This window comes from Clostridium sp. cel8, from assembly GCF_014050525.1.
In the GTDB taxonomy this organism is placed as follows: domain Bacteria; phylum Bacillota; class Clostridia; order Clostridiales; family Clostridiaceae; genus Clostridium_B.
Map to the genome: position 1 here is coordinate 159,009 of NZ_JACGAG010000001.1, position 19,123 is coordinate 178,131.

Consider the following 19,123-nt stretch of genomic DNA (forward strand, 5'->3'; position numbering starts at 1 on the left):
TTTATCTAAAATTTATAAGTATTCTGATTTGCATCACTAAAAATATAACTGCCATCATAAGTGCTACAACAATAAATTTATAAGATGCTTTTTTATCATATTTTTCATATAAAAATCCTGCATAATACATACAAAATAATATAGTCATATTCAAAAGTCCGTAACTCATTTGCTTAAATGCAAACTGTTTTGCAGTACCAAACTTTTCAGGTGTGAAGTCAGCATTAAATGTAAGAGGCATTTTATCAGGAATTTTATGAAAAAAATACATAACTATAGGATTTAGTGTAATTATAATTACTAATACAGATGCTATTAAGAAACTTATTATAAACTTTTTATCTCTAGTGTGTGAAAGATTTTTATCTTTATTTGGATTCCACTTTACATTTTCTATTCCATTATTTTTAATTTGATTTTCAAAGTTTGAAAAATTTTCCGGAGATATTCCATAGTTAATATCTTCAGTATTTAAATATAGAATCTCTTTATTAGAAGTAACAAACATGTTTACAATACCAATATCATCAATAAAAGACTTACCAATAGCAAAGTTGTTCTTTCCATGTCCAATTAACCTTACCCCTTTTATATGTCCTGTTGATTTCTGATAGGCTTTAATAGATGAAAATGGTATTATTTCTTTTTTCAATCCAAATATACTATTTATATAAATATTACTTTCATCAATGGAATAATTAATTGTTTCATATATTACAATGTAGTAAATTTCATACATATTAAATATAATAAATGCAAATTTCAATAAATTTAACAATTCATATGAATCTATAAAGCAGTATAGCAATATAAATATGATATCATATAAAATAGTTGTTCCAATAATATAATGAACTCCTGATCCCTTTACAGATTTATAATTTTTCACATCATCACCTTCCTATATATGATTATAACATAGATAAATATATAATTTTAAAAATATCTAAATGAAAAAACTTAAAGCACCTTGTTGGGTGCTTTAATCTAAATAATCTTTTAACTTTTTACTTCTACTTGGATGTCTTAATTTTCTAAGTGCCTTTGCTTCTATCTGTCTTATTCTCTCTCTTGTAACGTTAAATTCTTTTCCAACTTCTTCAAGTGTTCTTGCTCTTCCATCATCAAGTCCAAATCTCAATCTAAGCACTTTTTCTTCTCTAGGTGTTAAAGTATCAAGTACATTTATCAGCTGTTCCTTAAGCATTGTAAATGCTGCTGCTTCTGCAGGTGCAGGTGCCTCATCATCAGGTATGAAATCTCCAAGATGACTGTCTTCCTCTTCTCCAATAGGTGTTTCTAAAGAAACAGGTTCTTGTGCTATTTTCATTATTTCTCTTACTTTATCAACAGGCATTTTCATTATCTTTGCAACTTCTTCTGGTTGAGGTTCTCTTCCAAGTTCCTGAAGCAGTTGTCTTGAAACTCTTATTAACTTGTTTATAGTTTCAACCATATGTACAGGTATCCTTATAGTCCTTGCCTGATCTGCAATTGCCCTTGTTATTGCCTGCCTTATCCACCATGTAGCATAAGTACTGAACTTATATCCTTTTCTGTAGTCAAATTTTTCAACGGCTTTTATAAGTCCAAGATTTCCTTCCTGAATTAGATCAAGGAAAAGCATTCCCCTACCTACATATCTCTTTGCTATACTTACTACAAGCCTTAAATTAGCTTCTGCTAACTTTTTCTTAGCAACTTGATCTCCCTTTTCTATTCTCTTTGCAAGATCTACCTCCTCTTCTGGTAAAAGTAGTGGTACCTTTCCTATCTCCTTTAAATACATTCTAACAGGATCGTCTATTGCAATTCCATCCGGTACAGTTAAATCCAACTTCTTTTCATCTACTTCTTCTTCATGCATATCACCCATAAGTTCTATACCCATGGATTCAAGTGCTTCATATATTTTATCTATTTGCTCTGGATCAAGCTCCACATCTTCTAATTCATTCATTATTTCTTTATAAGTTAAGGTATTTTTCTTTTTACCTTTTTCTATAAGCTTTTTAACTGCCTTAATTTTTGAACTTTTATTGTTCATTTTTTTACCTCCCTTAACCATCGCTATACTTCACCAATCCTTTTTTGAATTTTTATAAGTTCCTGTGCTAATTTAAGAGACTCTTCAATCTTTCCCTGACTTTCAAGCTGTTTTATTCCATTTATAATATCTGTTTTACGCTGTCTTAATTTATGGATTTTTATATTCTTAATAAAACTATCTACTATACTCTTGCAATCATAATTTCTATACTTAACCTCTGTATTTAATATATTGACCCATTCCTTTGAAGTATCTAAATCAACACACTTAGATTCTATATATGACATTTTATGAGCTTTATCATAGTTACGACTTTCAACTATATATTTATATATTTTCTTGTGACTGTCAATTAAAATATCCTCTTCATTCATAATTTTATTCAAATATTTTAAAGCTTCATTATCTTCTATTGCCAATTTCAAAAGTGACCTCTCTGCCTTTAAATAGGCAGGTTCTAAATATAATTTTTGTCCAAAATGCTCATCTATATTCATATTTGGGTGTTTTTTTGTATTTTTTTGAATATTTCCATTTAACATATCATAAAGCACCTGAATCCTAATACCCGTTTCTTCAGATAACTTTTTCATATACACTTCTTTTTCTATTGGATCTAAATCAATCAATAACTTTAAAGCTTTTTCTGTATATTTTATTTTATCTTCTTCATCTGATAGATTTAATCCTTTTTTTATACTTTGCATTTTATAATCTACAAGTGGAATTGATTTTTCAATCAAATCTAAAAAAGCCTGCTTTCCATTATTTCTAATGAATTCATCTGGATCTTTTCCTTGTGGTATCAAAAGTACCTTAACATCCAAGCCAGTACTTTTTAAAATATCCAATCCTCTTAAAGTAGCCTTTTGTCCCGCAGTATCTGCATCATAAGATATTATAACCTTATCTACATACCTCTTCATAAGTTTTGCTTGAGCTGTAGTAAGTGCTGTGCCAAGAGATGCCACTGCATTTGTTATTCCGTATTGGTGGAGTGCTATGCAGTCCATATATCCCTCTACCATAATAAAATATCCCAAAGTATTATTTCTTATAGCAAAATTTAATCCATATAAATTTGTTCCTTTTTTAAACAATGTAGTTTCTGGGGAATTTAAATATTTAGGTTTGGAGTCATCCATTACTCTTCCTCCAAAGCCAATTATTCTTCCCCTATAATCAAACACAGGAAAGATTATTCTGTTTCTAAATCTATCATAGTAATTACCTTTACTGCTTTTTATTATAAGTCCATTTGAAACCATATCCAATTCTGTAAACCCTTTTTTCTTCAAGTGCATAAGCATACTGTTCCAGCTATCTAAGGAATACCCAAGTCCAAACTTCCTCATTGTATTTACAGTTATTCCTCTATTTAAGAGATAATTTTTTGCGTTGGTACTCCTATTTAGACAAGAAAAAAAATATCTTGCAGCTTCTACATTTAATTGATATAATTTTTTAAAACTGTTGTTTCTCCTCTTATTTTTATTTTTATCAATATCTAGATCTATGTTTGCTCTGTCAGCTAATAGTTTTACTGATTCTGGGAAATTAAGATTTCTAGTTTTCATAATAAAAGTTATAACATTACCTGCCTCTCCACATCCAAAACATTTATATATCTGCCTATCTTGAGATACACTAAATGAAGGTGTTTTTTCATTATGAAATGGACACAGCCCCATGTAATTTTTCCCAGATCTTTTTAATTTTACACTCTCAGATATTACTTCAACTATATCATTTTCATCTTTTACTTTTTGAATGACATCTTCCGATATCACAAAGCAACTACCACCTATCTAAAATTATTGTACCAAGTTTTAATATATTCGACACAAACTATTATATTCCTTCCTAATATAAAATTTTTTATATTTTATTTATCAAATTATTATTTATTATCTAGAGTTTGTAACTTGAAATGCATTAGGAAATTATTCAATTGCATGATGTATATTAAACGTATTTATTAAGTTATTATCCATTTAATAGCAATAGATATTTTATGTATAACTCCTGTGTTATCAATTGAAGTATATTATATATATTCTTTAAAAATTTTAAATATCCTTCAACAAATACACAAAATACGAATTTAATATTCACAGTTTTATTTTGCCATATAGAGCTAGAATATATTCCTAATTTATTACATTTTTAGACAAATATATAGCTAATAAATAACCTCAGATTAATAGTTCTATTTTCATTTTTAAAATTCCTTTTTAAGTATAATGTATAATATAAAAAAATATTTAATATTATTATAAAGAAGTATTTTTTAAGGGGCATTGATAAATGAATAAAGATATAAATTTATTATCTGAAGAAAATGTAAAAAAATATGTACTTCCTTATTATGACCTTCAAAATGCCAATTTAAGTAGAATAAAATTTAAAAATACAGATAAACAAAGAGCAGTATACAAAGTAGACTGTGAAGATAAAAGCTACTGTTTGAAAAAAGTGTATTTTGATGAATCAAATTTACTATTTGTATACTCTGCAGTTGAATGGCTTTATAGAAATAATATAAAAGTTCCAAGAATACTACCTACAATTAAAAGAAGTAGATTTGTAAATTATGAAAATATGTTATTTATACTAACTCCATGGATATTAGGTGAAAAGTGCAATTATGACAATATAAATGATGTAAATTCCGCTATATTAAATCTATCACAAATGCATAATTTTACAAAAAAATTTGTTCCTATTTTAGGAAGTAACGATAGAAAAAACTTCGAAGCTATACATCTATCTTTTGAAAAACATTTTCAGCAACTTTTAAAATGTTCAAATTTAGCCTTCGACTATAGAGATAAATTTTCAAATCTTTTTTTAGAAAATTTCAATATAAATTGTATGCTAGCAGAAATATCTGTTAAAGTATCTCAAACAATAAACTACAATAGATTACATTCATCTTTATGTCATCTAGATTATGTAAATAAAAATATAATATTTGACAATGATAAAAACATATGGACTATAGATTTTGACAAATGCAGCATAGCTTATTGTTCTCACGACATATCATATTTTCTAAGAAGATTCTTAAAACGTACAAATACAAATTGGAATATAAACTATACAATAAACTGCTTGAATTTATATGAAAAAACATTTTCCTTAAATTTAGATGACTATAAATATATAATTTCATATTTGTCTTTTCCTCAGAAATTCTGGAAAATATCAAGAGATTATTATAATAATATAAGCAAGTGCAATCACAACTCATTTTTTTATTTGCTTAAAAAGGCATCAAATAACACAGAAACTCAATTAAAATTTATAATTGAATTTGGTAAATATGTAGAAAAAAAGTTCAATACTTCTTTAATCTAAATAAGCCCTCTAGAAGAATTAAAAAAAGTACCATTAAATGGTACTTTTTTTAATTGCAAATCATATACAATTAATTTATTAAAGACTACTAGCGTGGATTCTTTACCTGTGCTTGAGCTGCAGCAAGTCTTGCTAGTGGAACTCTAAATGGTGAACATGAAACATAATCAAGTCCTATATTGTGGAAGAACTCTACAGATGAAGGATCTCCACCATGTTCTCCACATACACCAAGATGTATATCTGGTCTTGTTTTCTTTCCAAGCTTAACAGCCATATCTACAAGTTTTCCTACACCTTTTTGATCAACTTTCTGGAATGGATCAGATTCATATATCTTTTTATCATAATAGTAATTCAAGAATTTACCTGCATCATCTCTTGAAAAACCAAATGTCATTTGAGTCAAGTCATTTGTTCCAAATGAGAAGAATTCAGCTTCTTCAGCTATCTTATCTGCAGTAACAGCTGCTCTTGGTATTTCTATCATAGTTCCTACTGTATATTTTAAATCTACTCCAGATTTTTCTATTATCTCATTGGCAACTTTTACAACTACATCTTTAACATACTTTAATTCTTTAACTTCTCCTACAAGTGGTATCATTATTTCTGGTACAATATTATATCCTTTTCTCTTCTTTACATCTATAGCTGCTTCAATAACAGCTCTTGTTTGCATTTCTGCTATTTCAGGATATGAAACAGCAAGTCTACATCCTCTATGTCCCATCATAGGATTAAATTCGTGTAGTGAATCTACAGTTGCTTTAAGTTCATCAAAGCTTACATTCATTTCCTTTGCTAAAGCTTTTATATCCTCATCTTCAGTAGGAAGGAATTCATGAAGAGGTGGATCCAAAAATCTTATTGTAACCGGTCTGCCTTCCATTGCCTCATATATACCTATAAAATCACTTTTTTGCATTGGAAGTATACTATTTAATGCATCTCTTCTATGTTCTTCATCACTTGAAAGTATCATCTTTCTAACTGCAGGTATTCTGTCCTCATCAAAAAACATATGTTCTGTTCTGCAAAGTCCTACTCCTTCAGCACCAAATTTAACTGCTTGTTTTGCATCTCTTGGAGTATCTGCATTTGTTCTTATCTTAAGTTTTCTAACTTCATCAGCCCAGGACATAAACTCTTCAAAATATCCTGTTATTTCAGGTGCTGCAGTCTTTATTGCTTGACCGTATACATTTCCTGTACTTCCATCAAGGGATATATAATCTCCTTCTTTATAAGTTTTTCCAAGAACCTCTATCTTCTTTTCTTCCTCATTTATATTTATATCTCCGCATCCAGCTACACAGCATGTTCCCATTCCTCTTGCTACAACTGCAGCATGGGATGTCATTCCTCCTCTTACTGTAAGTATACCTTCTGCTGCTGCCATTCCTTCTATATCTTCAGGAGAAGTTTCAAGTCTTACTAAAATTACTTTTTCTCCAAGTTCATGATGCTTCTTTGCTGCAGTTGCAGAAAAATATATTTTTCCACAAGCAGCTCCAGGTGATGCTGGAAGTCCAGTTGCAATTACTGCTGCTTTTTTTAATTCGTTTTCATCAAAGTTTGGATGAAGAAGAGTATCAAGCTGCTTAGGATCAACTTTAAGCAAAGCTTCATTTTTAGTTATAAGTCCCTCTTTTACCATATCAACTGCTACTTTAAGTGCTGCCTGGGCAGTTCTTTTACCATTTCTAGTCTGAAGGAAATACAATTTACCTTGTTCTATTGTAAACTCCATATCTTGCATATCTTTGTAATGCTTTTCTAAGTTATTAGCAATTTTTATAAACTGATCATAACATTCAGGAAGATCTTCTTTTAATTTAGCTATAGGTTGAGGTGTTCTAATTCCTGCAACAACATCTTCACCTTGTGCATTTATCAGATATTCACCAAATATAGCTTTTTCTCCTGTTGCAGGATTTCTTGTAAAAGCAACTCCTGTACCAGATGTATCTCCCATATTTCCAAATACCATAGATTGAACGTTTACAGCAGTTCCCCAAGATCCAGAAATATCATTCAATCTTCTATATACTATTGCTCTAGGATTATTCCATGATCTAAATACAGCTGTAATTGCTTCTATTAACTGTTCTCTTGGATCCTGTGGAAAATCCTTTCCTATATCTTCTTTATATATCTTTTTAAATCTTACTATAACGTTCTTTAAGTCCTCTTCTGTTAACTCAGTATCAAATTTAACACCTTTTGAATCTTTAATCTCATCTAATACATCTTCAAATTTTCTCTTTTCAATTCCTTTAACAACATCTGAAAACATTTGTATAAATCTTCTATAAGAATCATACGCAAATCTTTGATTGTTAGTAAGTTTTCCTAATGCTTGTACAGAATTATCATTTAAGCCTAAGTTTAATATTGTATCCATCATTCCTGGCATAGATACTCTGGCTCCAGATCTTACTGAAACAAGAAGTGGATTTTCATTGCTTCCAAATTTCTTTCCTGTAGCTTCTTCTACTTTTTTGAGATTAGAATAAATTTCATCCACAATCTTATCATTTATAGTCTTATTATCTTCATAGTATTTTGTGCATGCCTCTGTAGTTACAGTAAATCCATATGGAACGGGGATTCCTAGGTTTGTCATTTCTGCTAAATTAGCACCTTTTCCACCAAGTAGATTCCTCATTTTAGCATTTCCTTCATTGAAAAGATAGACATATTTTTTATCTTCCATGAAATACGCATCTCCTTTTTTGTAATATTTACATTTGATTATATATAAACGGAATATTTCCGTTCATTGCCTTATTCATTTTCACCAATTTTTACAAAAAGTCTTGTTATATTAGTTTTCGAAACTTTTCCAACTATCTTAAGTTTATCTTTTGAATTATCCCCAAATACTTCTACAACTGGAAGACTATCCACTTCATGTTCAATTATCTTCTTAGCAGCAGTATAAGCAGAATCATTACGTTTTACAAATACTATATTAGGCATTCTTGTCATTATTATTCCAACTGGTACCTTATGCATATCAGTACCACCTATAGCTATTTTTAAAAAATCCTTTCGTGAAACAGCACCAATTAAAACACCATTATTCTCTATAAAAAGAGTACCAACATCATTCAAAAATAGATTTACTATTGCATCATAGAGCGTTGTATTTTCATCAACTACAATAGGTTTTGACATTATATCTTCAACACATATATTTCTTATATAATCATATAAAAGGCTATAAGATGGCTTATTAGCATATATATAACCAACCTTTGGTTTAGCTTCCAGTATTCCAGTCATTGTGAGTACAGATAAATCTGACCTAAGTGCAGCTCTTGTAACTCCAACTTTTTCTGCAAGTTGCTCACTTGTTATAGGCGCATGTTTCTTAACTAATTCCATTATTTTTTCCTGTCTATGTGAAAATTTAATACTGTCCACCCTCTCTCAGTGTAGTACGCAATATTGTTAAAAAGTCAATCAAATAATAAAAATTACAATACTCAATTAACTCTTAGAAACATTATACCATTATATATGAATAAATAGTATAGCATTTTTAATTTTTTATTTATAAAATTAAAATAAAAATGCCTTACGCACTACACAAATCAATGGTAATACTATAATTTTATATGTTATACTAATTATTTTTATCTCCAGTATCTTTTTTATCACTAGAGTTTTCATTATCAGCTACATCTTCATTTATATCATCAAAATTAACTGTATATTTATAAATATTCTCTGTGTTATCACTATTCTCCTTCTTTGTAAACTTATTTCTCACAGATGATACTGTATTAAAAATTTTATCCTTAACATCATTTACTGTGTCATCAGATACATTTTTTATTATCTTATTAACAACTTCCACTGATCCATCATCTCGCGTTACCTCTATTGTTACTTTTGTAAATACAGCTGTAAGTATACCAATTGCAATTAAAGGAGGCCAAACAAGTGCTGTAAGTGTAGCAACAATACCTGCATTTACGGGAATATCAACAACTGTCTTATCGTCTTTTTTTATTTTTATTCTATTTACATTTCCCTTTTCAACTGTATCCTTAAGCCATTTTATAAATTCATCCTTTGTTGTGTATGTGTCATTTCTATTAAAATCATTTGTCTTTTCAATATATATAAGTGCATCAACTACATTTGCATTACAAGCCTCTAATGCTTCTTTTGCTTCTGCATAACTTACTCCAGTCCTATCTCGTATAATATCAATTTTTTCTAAAGTTATTTCACTCATTTTATCCTCTCCTTTTACTAACAGTTTTAATTTTTAAAATCAGATAAAAGTTTTAAAGTTTTAAGACTCTTTGGGCTTCTAAAGTAATTTTGAGAGATAATCATCGAAAGAATTTTTTCTAGTTCATCCTTTATTTCTCTTGATAAATTTACTCTATATACCTTTTCTAAACTAACCTTTGAAATATACTTCAATGCGTTAAAAGTGGAGTTTTTTATAGATATGCCATTTACCTTTTTACACTCATCACATACTCCACCAAGATATTGCATGCTCAAATAGTTTGAAGTAGAAATCTTTTTTTTACATATAGCACAACTATCAAAATTAAGCCCATAACCTGTAGCTTTCAATATTTTAATTTCAAAAGCTCTCGCCAAAGTTTCAATATCCACTGCATGATTTTTCATAAGATAGAATGCAGTGACAAGATTCATAAACAAAAACTCACTTTTTTCTTCATAATCCATTCCTATATCCACCAGTTCACAAAAATAAGAAGCATATGTTAGAGTATCTAAATCATCAAGAAGATCCTGAAATGAATCTATTAAATTGCTTTCATCTATGACATAAAATTTTTTTGACTTATATAGTACATAATCTCCATAAGAAAATGGAAGTGTTGTAGAAAAAAGTTTGTTTCTAGTTCTTTTTACCCCCTTGGCTATAGTAGATATTTTTCCCAGTTTTTCTGTAAACAGCCAAACTATTTTATCATTTTCCTTTATGTCTTGAGTTTTAATTATAACTGCTCGTGTTTTAAGTATACTCAGAAAACCATCTCCCAATATTTCTATTTACTTATATCCAAGCTCCTTTAAAAGCCCAGTACTATCTCTCCATTCTTTTTTAACTTTAACCCATACATTTAAGTATACCTTAGAGCCTAAGAATTTCTCCATATCCTGTCTTGCATAAGTTGATATTCTCTTTAACATAGATCCATTTTTTCCTATTATTATTCCCTTATGAGAGGGCTTTTCACAAAGAAGATTGGCTTCTATATCATAAATATTTTTTTTCTTTTTCATAGATACTATCTCAACTGCTATACCATGTGGTACTTCTTCAGAAAGAAGTTTTAAGGCCTTTTCTCTTATAATTTCAGATATAACAAATCTCTCCTGTTTATCTATTATCATATCATCAGGATAATATTTAGGTCCTTCTTTCATATATTTTACTATTGTATCTTTAAGTTCATCTAAATTTTTATCTTTCAACGCAGATATAGGAATATACTCTTTAAAATCAAACTTCTCTGAATAGACTTTAAGTGTTTTTGCAACTTTTTCATGAGAATTCTCATCTATTTTATTAAGAATCATAAATACTGGAACATTGCATTTTTCTAACACATCTAATATAATTTGATCTCCCTTTTTTATTTCACCTTCTGGAGTAGTTAAAAATAAAACTAGATCTACATCATTTAAAGATTCCTTTGCAGATTTAACCATATATTCACCTAATTTATGTTTAGGATCATGCACTCCTGGAGTGTCTACAAATACTAATTGAAAATTCTTCTCCGTGAGTATTGCTTGTATATTATTTCTAGTTGTCTGTGGTCTACATGATACTATTGATATTTTTTCTCCAATTAACCTATTTAGTAAAGTAGACTTTCCCACATTAGGTCTTCCTATTATAGTTATAAATCCTGATTTAAACATATGTATTCTCCTTATTTTTTTGAATCTGTTTGTATAAATATTTTAGGTAATATCCCATATTTTATTCATCTAACATCATTTTTATATTTCCAATTAAAAAAAACTACCCAAATATTTTAAAAAGCAAAACAGTTATAAGCATGCCCAAAACTGCTCCCCAAAATACTTCTGATATAGAATGCACTTCTGAGTCAACTCTACTTTGGGCAACTATAAAAGCTAACAAAAAACTAAGTACAACTACTATAAAATCTTTAGATATAAGTGCAATCATAGTAGCTATTGAAAATGATATAGTACTATGACCACTTGGCATACCTCCTTTTAGAGGCGTTCCTTCTCCAAATATAGCCTTTATAATTATGGTAGATATACACACAATTACAAGTATTATAAATACAGTATACGGACTTGCAGTTCTAACCTTTCTCATAAGTACAAAGTTCATATACCTCAATTTATCCCAAAATATTATATAACCTACTAATACAGCATTTATTGCAGTTACAAGAACTCCCCCTGCTGCTACATTCTTTGCAATTTTTGCTAGTGGATGATAGTAATTTGTAGTAGCATCTATTGCAAATTCTACAGCTGTGTTGAAAAGCTCAGCCATTATTACCATAGTTATAGTTATAGCCAATATTTCGATTTTGCTCAAGTCATAAAAGAAACATAGAGTAAGCACCAAAAGTGCAACTACCATATGAATTCTCATATTTCTCTGAGTTCTTACAGAATATATTATTCCCTCTATAGCATAATTAAAACTATCTAAAAGTTTTTTAACTTTCATGTTAATTCCTCTTTTATATGTAAAGTATATTTAATCAATATATTATAAATTAGAAATCACATTATAACTTAAATACTTTTAAAATTTCTTCCTCCCTACTTCTCATAACTTTTTTTTCATCTTCTTTCATGTGGTCATATCCTAAAAGATGGAGCACAGAATGAACTGTCAAATAGCATACTTCTCTTAAAAATGAATGTTCAAATTCTATACTTTGTTCCTTTGCCTTTTCAAGTGAAAGTGCAATATCTCCAAGGACTAAATTGCCACAATCTAGATCACTTTCTTTAAAGTCATACCCTACATAAGTTTCTTTGAATACTTTACCATCTTGATACTCAAGCATTGGAAAAGAAAGCACATCAGTTTCTCTATCTATATGCCTAGTATCTCGATTTATAACCTTTATTTTTTCATTGTCAACAAGTATCATACTGACTTCACAAGGTATACTTACCATTTCTTCTTTTAAAGCACATTCAATAACATTCTTTATTGTATTTTCAAGTTCATCTGTAACTTCTATTTTCGATTGTCTATTATCTATAAAAATCATATTACTCCTCCATTATGTCTTTTGTATCTGTTTATATTCTGTATTTTTCACTACATTTTTTTCAATAATACTATTATTCTTTTCATTCCACTTGTCCTTAGGATACTCTATTCTGTGATGATATATTCCAAGCAGCACTTTTAAAAATGAATCTTTTATCTTACCTATATCCTTAAGTGTAAGGTCACAATTATCTAGTTGTCCTTCATTGAGCCTATCCTTTATTATATTATCTACCATTTTCTCTATATTTTCTTTATTAGGTTTTTTAATTGATCTTACAGCAGCTTCTACACCATCTGCAAGCATTATTATACCAGACTCTTTACTATTAGGTATAGGACCTGGATACATAAAGTCTTTCTTGTTAACTTCATCTGGATTATCACTAGAATTTTTCATTGTTATATAAAAATATTTTACAAGAGATGTACCATGATGCTGCTCTATAACATCTTTTATTACTTCAGGAAGTTTATATTCCTTTGCCATTTCAACACCATCTTTTACATGAGATATTATTATAAGCGCACTTAAAGCTGGAGTTATTTTATCATGTGGATTATCATTGCCCAATTGATTTTCCTTAAAAAAATATGGCCTCTTTATTTTTCCTATATCGTGATAGGAAGCTGCTACCCTTGAAAGAAGTGAATTTCCGCCAACTGCCTCTGTAGCCATTTCTGCAAGATTTCCAACTAATACACTGTGATGATATGTACCTGGTGCTTCTATAAGCAATCTCTTTAACAGTGGATTATTTGGATTTGAAAGTTCTAATAGCTTTATAGTTGTAACTATATTAAATGTACTTTCAAATAATGGCAGAAAGCCTATTACAAGTATTCCAGATATTATACTTGCTATTCCTGCAAAAGCAGCTTTACTTATAACATCTGTAACATTGCTACTTAATAAAAATCCCATAGATGAAGTAAGTAAGATATTTATAAGTGAAATATATATAGATGCATATAGTATATCATTTCTCTGCTGCAATTTTCTTATTATAATAGAACCTACAATTACATTTATAATTGAAAGCACAGTTATCTGTATATTAAACTCAACAGCAGTACTTATAAGTATACAATTAACAGAATTCAATACAAGAGACACTTCACCATTTATAAGTATTGAAAATATCATTGGAATAAATGCAAGTGGTATAAAATAAGGTGAAACGACTGCAGTTACTCTTGCAAACAAAACTGACATACAGCTTAATATATTTATCATAATGAATATATTTATATTGTCATAAAGTTCTCTCTTATATATTCTTAAATACACCCATTGGATTGTAAATACCAACATTACAATCACTCCAAGTGATAAATATATATACCATTTAAAATATGAACCATCATTTAAAAGTCCTAAATCTTTAAGAATAGCTATTTGATATTTAGTTACTGGTTCACCTTCCTTAACTATAATCTGATCTTTTTTAACTATTACTGGAGATACCTTTTTTGCAGTTTCTTTTTTTAACTCCTCTGTTTTATCCTTGTCATAAAAAAAATTAGGAGATATTTGATTATAAGCTATATCTATTGCTGTATCTCTAATTGACTTTGACAAATTTGATGCTCCAACTTTTAGCATTATATTTTCCTTGGCTTTTTTAATATCTTCCTCATTATCCTTTTGACTATTATCACTTATATTATTATTGTCATACAAATCTGACATGGCATTAACTAAAAATACTTGAAGTGACTTTATATCTCCTTGACTCATTTTAGACAGTGATTCATAGACATCACTTGATAGATTCATATTTGAAACACTTTCTATTTTCTTTTTTTTCTCACTTTGAGATAACTGATTATCTGAAACTATTTGTTGCACTTTTGAAAAAAAACTATTTAATCTATTTACTGTTTTAGTTTTTACTTCTGGATCTTTATTATATTGAATAGGTACAGAATCCAATGCCTGGTTTATTCTGTCTTTAGTTGAAAGCTCATCTTCTACTTCTCTTGGAGCCTTAATATCTGATTTAGCAATTTCTCCTACCTTCAAATTATATCTTTTAGTAGTAAGTCCAGTTAAAAGTACACCATATACGAAAATAAAACTAATCACAAAAATAATAACCTTATTCTGTCTTTTACCTAAAAACAATTTTCTTACTTGTAGCTTCTTCATTAGAAATCACCCTTTATAATTCTAATCACTTTTACTTTTGTTATCTATACTATCTTTATCACTATCTTCTTCTATATTTTCCTTATGTTTTATTTGTAATGTAATATTTTCTTCAGCAATTACCATGACTCTTACCTTAAGTATCCCATTTTTCTCTTGTTTTTTATCAACTATCTTATTCAATATTTTAACAGATTTATCTAAATTTGAACATATATCTCTATAAAGTTTTTCTCCTGTACTTTCAACTACTTTATTCGCATCTTTTTTAACTGTAACATCTTTTACTTCATAGAAAGTTTCTTTGTTGAAAAACAATTTTCTTTCCTCTATTTTATCATACTTACTAAAATTATTTATATGTTTTTTTAAATATAATTTTTTGCCATTTATATTTATATAGTAATTTTCTATTTTCTTTCCAGTCCTCTGTGTCTTAGTATCGGTAATTTTTACAGATTGAGATCTTTCATAAAATGTCCTACACAGAACCTTTCCATCTGCATGTATAGGATAAGTTGATCCTTCTTTTCCCTGCACTCCACTTACAAGAAGTTGACCTTTTTTTACTACATCTCCTACTTTAACTACAGGTGTACCTGCAGTTGTATAAAGTCTAATTACTTCTCCATCTTTTGATGCTATAAGATCACAGGGAGAATTATCTAAAACTATATTTGGAGGAGATTTTCTCTCCTCTACAGTCACTGTAAGTCTAGATCCATCTATCCTTGCTCTTACCCACATTATATTATCATTATTTTTTATAAGAAAGCTTTCCAATTTATACACATCTAAATTCTTCTTACTAATTCCTGGAACTACTCCATAATTTTTTAAAGTTTGTCTTATTTCATATGGTGGCAAGCTAGAATCTGTATTTATATCTATTTTCCATATGAAAGTAGACATATAATATACTATCCCTATAAATAGCATTACGCCTACAATTACCATTTTATTTTTCTTAAATCTTAATAATAAAAATGATAATCCTCTTCTTTTAACTATCTTTATTCTAACACCATTTCTTTTGGCTATTTTATTTATTTTATAAAAGTCACTTAGTCTTACTTCCATAACTCTTGTAGTTATATTTTTCCTTCGTATATTTTTTATATATATGTTATCTTTCCATAAAAGGTTGATAAATTTTTCAGGCATAATAGATTGTATCTCAATTGTTATTACGGCACTTTTATATTTTATAAAATTAAATCCATTAGTTTTCTTCATAGATTATGGACTTAAATTTTCCCCCTATTGTTATTGTACTTCCTCCCATAAAAAGCACTTCAAATTCACTTCCATATATTGAGATTATACCTATACCTGAATCTACCTTTATTTTATCTTTTTCAAAAAGTACTATCCCTTTGTGATTTTCTATTATTATTTCATTGTCACCAGTCACTTGTATTTTTGGCATATTTAAAATTATATCTCTTGGAAGATCTAACTTATCTGCAACATTTTGTTTTGTATTATATAATTTGTTTCCCATAAAACCACCTCTAAAAATTTATATAGGTTTATTTCTCTTACTAATTTATGAATCATCCACCTAATAAATTACTTAAAGGCAAAAATAAAAAACCTTTTCAAAGGTTTTTAAACAAAAAAGGCTGAGAAGACCCAACCTTTTACTTATTCAAATATTGTTTTACAATTTCACTTACAAGTTTGCCATCTGCCCTACCTTTTACTTTAGGCATAACATATGACATAACTTTTTTCATGTCTTTTATACTATTTGCTCCTATGTTTTCAACTGCTTGATGAACAATTTCGGTAATTTCTTCTCTACTTAACTGCTGAGGAAGGTAATTTAGCAAAATCTTTATTTCATTCTCTGCAGAATCAACTAAATCCTGCCTGTTACCTTTTTTAAACTCCAGTATAGCCTCACGTCTTTGCTTGACTTCTTTTGCAATAATACCTATTACTTGTTCATCGTCAAGTTCTTTTCCATCAGTTTTTTCAACTAATAAAACAGCCGCTCTTGCCATACTTATTGTATTAGCTTTAAATTTATCTTTAGCTTTTAAAGCATTTTTCCAATCCTCTTGTAATCTTTTTTTAAGAGACATTAATTTTGGTACCCTCTTTCCAAAAGAACTCTACTTAAACTTTCTCTTTCTAGCAGCTTCTGATTTCTTTTTTCTCCTTACACTTGGCTTTTCATAATGTTCTCTCTTTCTTACTTCTGAAAGAACACCAGCTCTAGCACATTTCCTTTTAAATCTTCTTAATGCACTTTCAATAGTTTCATTTTCTCCAACTTTTATTTCTGACATATTATATCCCTCCCTCCGCTAGCTCAATTTAATTTTAAAAATTAAATACAGTTAACATAGGCCAAATAGCACATAGATTATTATACAACAAATGTTTTTATACTGTCAACAATTTCAACTCAGCCTGGTGGCCAATTAAGTGATCTTCCACCTAACAGGTGAAAATGTACATGAGGAACTGTCTGCCCTCCATTTTTCCCAGTATTTGAAACTATTCTGTATCCATCTTCTGATATATTTAAATCTTTAGCAATTTTTTTAGCAGTCATAAATATATGTGCAATAATTTTTGAGTCCTCTTCACTAATATTGTTTATACTATCAATATGCTTCTTTGGAATTATAAGCACATGAACAGGTGCACCAGGATTTATGTCTTTAAAACTTAAAACTAAATCATCTTCATATATCTTTTCTGATGGTATTTCACCTTTTATTATTTTACAAAAAATGCACTCTTCCATATATTCACCCCCTTTATTTGTGATATTATCTTATACAATTTCAGGGTAATTGCATTTAAATCATAAATTGATTTAAATACATATTGTTTATAATATTCAATAGTAATCTCAAATATCCTTCTAAATCTAGTAAAAACTTTTATATTCTAAATTAATTTGCCTTCAATATATCCTTCTTTTAAATTAAGAAGTTTTGTTTTTCTTATTGAATCCCTTAAATTTATATTAGATTTTGCAACAACCTTTATATAGTTTGGAGTATATCCTTCATAGACATTTTCATTTTTGCCAAACTTTTGTTCATATAATACATCCATATCTTTCAAAATAAATTTATCCATAAATTCTTTTTCGAGTATTTTATCTAAATTTATAAGCATTTCGCTTCTTTTCTCTTTAATTTTTCCGTCAACCTGATCTTTCATAGTTGCAGCTTTAGTACCTTTCCTTGGACTATATTTGAAAACATGCATCTTAGAAAGTTTAATTTTTTGCAAAAATTCATAGGTTTTATTAAACTCTTCTTCAGTTTCACCTGGAAATCCAACTATAATATCAGTTGTCACAGACACATCTTCAATGGAACTTCTCAGTTTATTTAAAATTTCCTCATATTTTTCTACAGTATATCTTCTATTCATCCTCTTAAGTGTTTCATTGCATCCGCTTTGAAGTGAAAGATGAAAATGAGGACATAATTTTTTTAGAGAACTTAACTTTTTTATAACTTCATCAGTAAAAAATTGTGGATCTATAGATCCTATTCTAATTCTTTCTATACCATCAACTTTATCTATTTCTTCCAAAATTCTCACAAGGTTCCAATCACCTTCAAGATCAACACCATATGAGGCTATATGTATACCTGACAAGATTATTTCTTTAAAGTTATTTTCTGACAGTTTTTTAACTTCACTTATAACTGTATGTGGATCTTTACTACAAACAGCACCTCTTGCAAAAGGAATAAGACAATATGAGCAAAATCTATTACATCCATCCTGTATTTTTAAAAATGCTCTTGTTTTATTCTGGTACTTTTCAATATTCAAATTTTCAAATACATTATTTTTAAGAACTTTATTTACTTCTACAACTTTTTTTCCTTTATTAACAGCAGAATTTATCCAATGAAGTATATCCCCTTTATTCTTAGTGCCAAGTACCACATCTACACCTTCTATATTTGATACTTCTTCTGGTGAAACTTGTGAATAACATCCTACAACTGCAATAATTGCATTTTTATTTTTTCTTCTTGCCCTATGTATCATCTGCCTGGATTTTTTATCTCCCATATTAGTTACAGTACATGTATTTATAACATATACATCGGAAACATCATTAAAATTCACTGAATCATAACCTGATTTTATAAACTTTTCAAGCATTGCTTCAGTGTCATATTGATTTACTCTACATCCAAGCGTAGCCATGGCTACAGTCTTATTTCTATTATAAGTATTAAAAAATTCCTCTTTATTTAAAGTTAAGTCCACCATCTTATCTAATCTT

Annotated in this window: 18 protein-coding genes; 1 reads left to right on the top strand and 17 read right to left on the bottom strand. The window is 28.7% G+C overall.

The window, feature by feature from the left end:
- Position 1: 1 nt before the first annotated feature.
- The 3 genes from H2684_RS00805 to dnaG all read right to left on the bottom strand — a co-directional run bounded on the left by H2684_RS00805 (position 2) and on the right by dnaG (position 3,840).
- Positions 2-889, bottom strand: a complete 888-nt coding sequence (locus H2684_RS00805; RefSeq protein ID WP_182087453.1) for a PH domain-containing protein — start codon at positions 887-889, stop codon at positions 2-4.
- Positions 890-982: 93 nt separating this feature from the next.
- Positions 983-2,047: an RNA polymerase sigma factor RpoD gene (rpoD, locus tag H2684_RS00810; protein WP_182087454.1), complete on the bottom strand. Its 1,065-nt coding sequence runs from the start codon at positions 2,045-2,047 to the stop codon at positions 983-985.
- Between the two features lie 23 nt (positions 2,048-2,070).
- Complete coding sequence (dnaG, locus tag H2684_RS00815) at positions 2,071-3,840, bottom strand: DNA primase (protein ID WP_182087455.1); 1,770 nt, start codon at positions 3,838-3,840, stop codon at positions 2,071-2,073.
- A gap of 517 nt (positions 3,841-4,357) precedes the next feature.
- Here dnaG and H2684_RS00820 point away from each other — a divergent pair.
- Entirely contained in the window at positions 4,358-5,410 is a 1,053-nt protein-coding gene (locus H2684_RS00820) for a CotS family spore coat protein (RefSeq protein WP_182087456.1), read from the top strand.
- 88 nt (positions 5,411-5,498) lie between these two features.
- Here the strand turns inward: H2684_RS00820 and ppdK are convergent, their stop codons facing one another.
- The 14 genes from ppdK to mtaB all read right to left on the bottom strand — a co-directional run bounded on the left by ppdK (position 5,499) and on the right by mtaB (position 19,110).
- Positions 5,499-8,129, bottom strand: a complete 2,631-nt coding sequence (gene ppdK / locus H2684_RS00825; RefSeq protein WP_182087457.1) for a pyruvate, phosphate dikinase — start codon at positions 8,127-8,129, stop codon at positions 5,499-5,501.
- 71 nt (positions 8,130-8,200) lie between these two features.
- Positions 8,201-8,842 (bottom strand): helix-turn-helix transcriptional regulator, encoded by a 642-nt coding sequence (locus tag H2684_RS00830; protein ID WP_182087458.1) that lies wholly within the window; start codon positions 8,840-8,842, stop codon positions 8,201-8,203.
- Between the two features lie 202 nt (positions 8,843-9,044).
- Complete coding sequence (locus tag H2684_RS00835; RefSeq protein ID WP_182087459.1) at positions 9,045-9,662, bottom strand: DUF4342 domain-containing protein; 618 nt, start codon at positions 9,660-9,662, stop codon at positions 9,045-9,047.
- A 26-nt stretch (positions 9,663-9,688) separates the two neighbouring features.
- Entirely contained in the window at positions 9,689-10,453 is a 765-nt protein-coding gene (gene recO / locus H2684_RS00840; protein ID WP_182087460.1) for a DNA repair protein RecO, read from the bottom strand.
- A 9-nt stretch (positions 10,454-10,462) separates the two neighbouring features.
- Entirely contained in the window at positions 10,463-11,341 is an 879-nt protein-coding gene (gene era, locus H2684_RS00845; protein ID WP_182087461.1) for a GTPase Era, read from the bottom strand.
- A gap of 103 nt (positions 11,342-11,444) precedes the next feature.
- Positions 11,445-12,137: a diacylglycerol kinase gene (locus tag H2684_RS00850; protein WP_182087462.1), complete on the bottom strand. Its 693-nt coding sequence runs from the start codon at positions 12,135-12,137 to the stop codon at positions 11,445-11,447.
- Between the two features lie 61 nt (positions 12,138-12,198).
- Positions 12,199-12,693, bottom strand: coding sequence for an rRNA maturation RNase YbeY (gene ybeY, locus H2684_RS00855; RefSeq protein ID WP_182087463.1), 495 nt, complete (start codon positions 12,691-12,693; stop codon positions 12,199-12,201).
- A gap of 12 nt (positions 12,694-12,705) precedes the next feature.
- Entirely contained in the window at positions 12,706-14,847 is a 2,142-nt protein-coding gene (locus tag H2684_RS00860; protein ID WP_182087464.1) for an HDIG domain-containing metalloprotein, read from the bottom strand.
- 21 nt (positions 14,848-14,868) lie between these two features.
- On the bottom strand, positions 14,869-16,083 hold the full coding sequence (yqfD, locus tag H2684_RS00865; RefSeq protein WP_182087465.1) for a sporulation protein YqfD: 1,215 nt from the start codon (positions 16,081-16,083) through the stop codon (positions 14,869-14,871).
- Positions 16,070-16,351, bottom strand: a complete 282-nt coding sequence (yqfC, locus tag H2684_RS00870; RefSeq protein ID WP_182087466.1) for a sporulation protein YqfC — start codon at positions 16,349-16,351, stop codon at positions 16,070-16,072. The genes yqfD and yqfC overlap by 14 nt, the downstream gene beginning before the upstream one ends.
- A gap of 139 nt (positions 16,352-16,490) precedes the next feature.
- Complete coding sequence (locus tag H2684_RS00875; RefSeq protein WP_182087467.1) at positions 16,491-16,937, bottom strand: GatB/YqeY domain-containing protein; 447 nt, start codon at positions 16,935-16,937, stop codon at positions 16,491-16,493.
- 30 nt (positions 16,938-16,967) lie between these two features.
- Positions 16,968-17,144, bottom strand: a complete 177-nt coding sequence (gene rpsU / locus H2684_RS00880; RefSeq protein ID WP_182087468.1) for a 30S ribosomal protein S21 — start codon at positions 17,142-17,144, stop codon at positions 16,968-16,970.
- A 119-nt stretch (positions 17,145-17,263) separates the two neighbouring features.
- Positions 17,264-17,608 carry a histidine triad nucleotide-binding protein gene (locus H2684_RS00885; RefSeq protein WP_182087469.1) on the bottom strand — a complete coding sequence of 115 codons (345 nt, stop codon included), beginning with the start codon at positions 17,606-17,608 and terminating at the stop codon, positions 17,264-17,266.
- 146 nt (positions 17,609-17,754) lie between these two features.
- On the bottom strand, positions 17,755-19,110 hold the full coding sequence (mtaB, locus tag H2684_RS00890; protein WP_182087717.1) for a tRNA (N(6)-L-threonylcarbamoyladenosine(37)-C(2))-methylthiotransferase MtaB: 1,356 nt from the start codon (positions 19,108-19,110) through the stop codon (positions 17,755-17,757).
- Between the last annotated feature and the right edge of the window lie 13 nt (positions 19,111-19,123).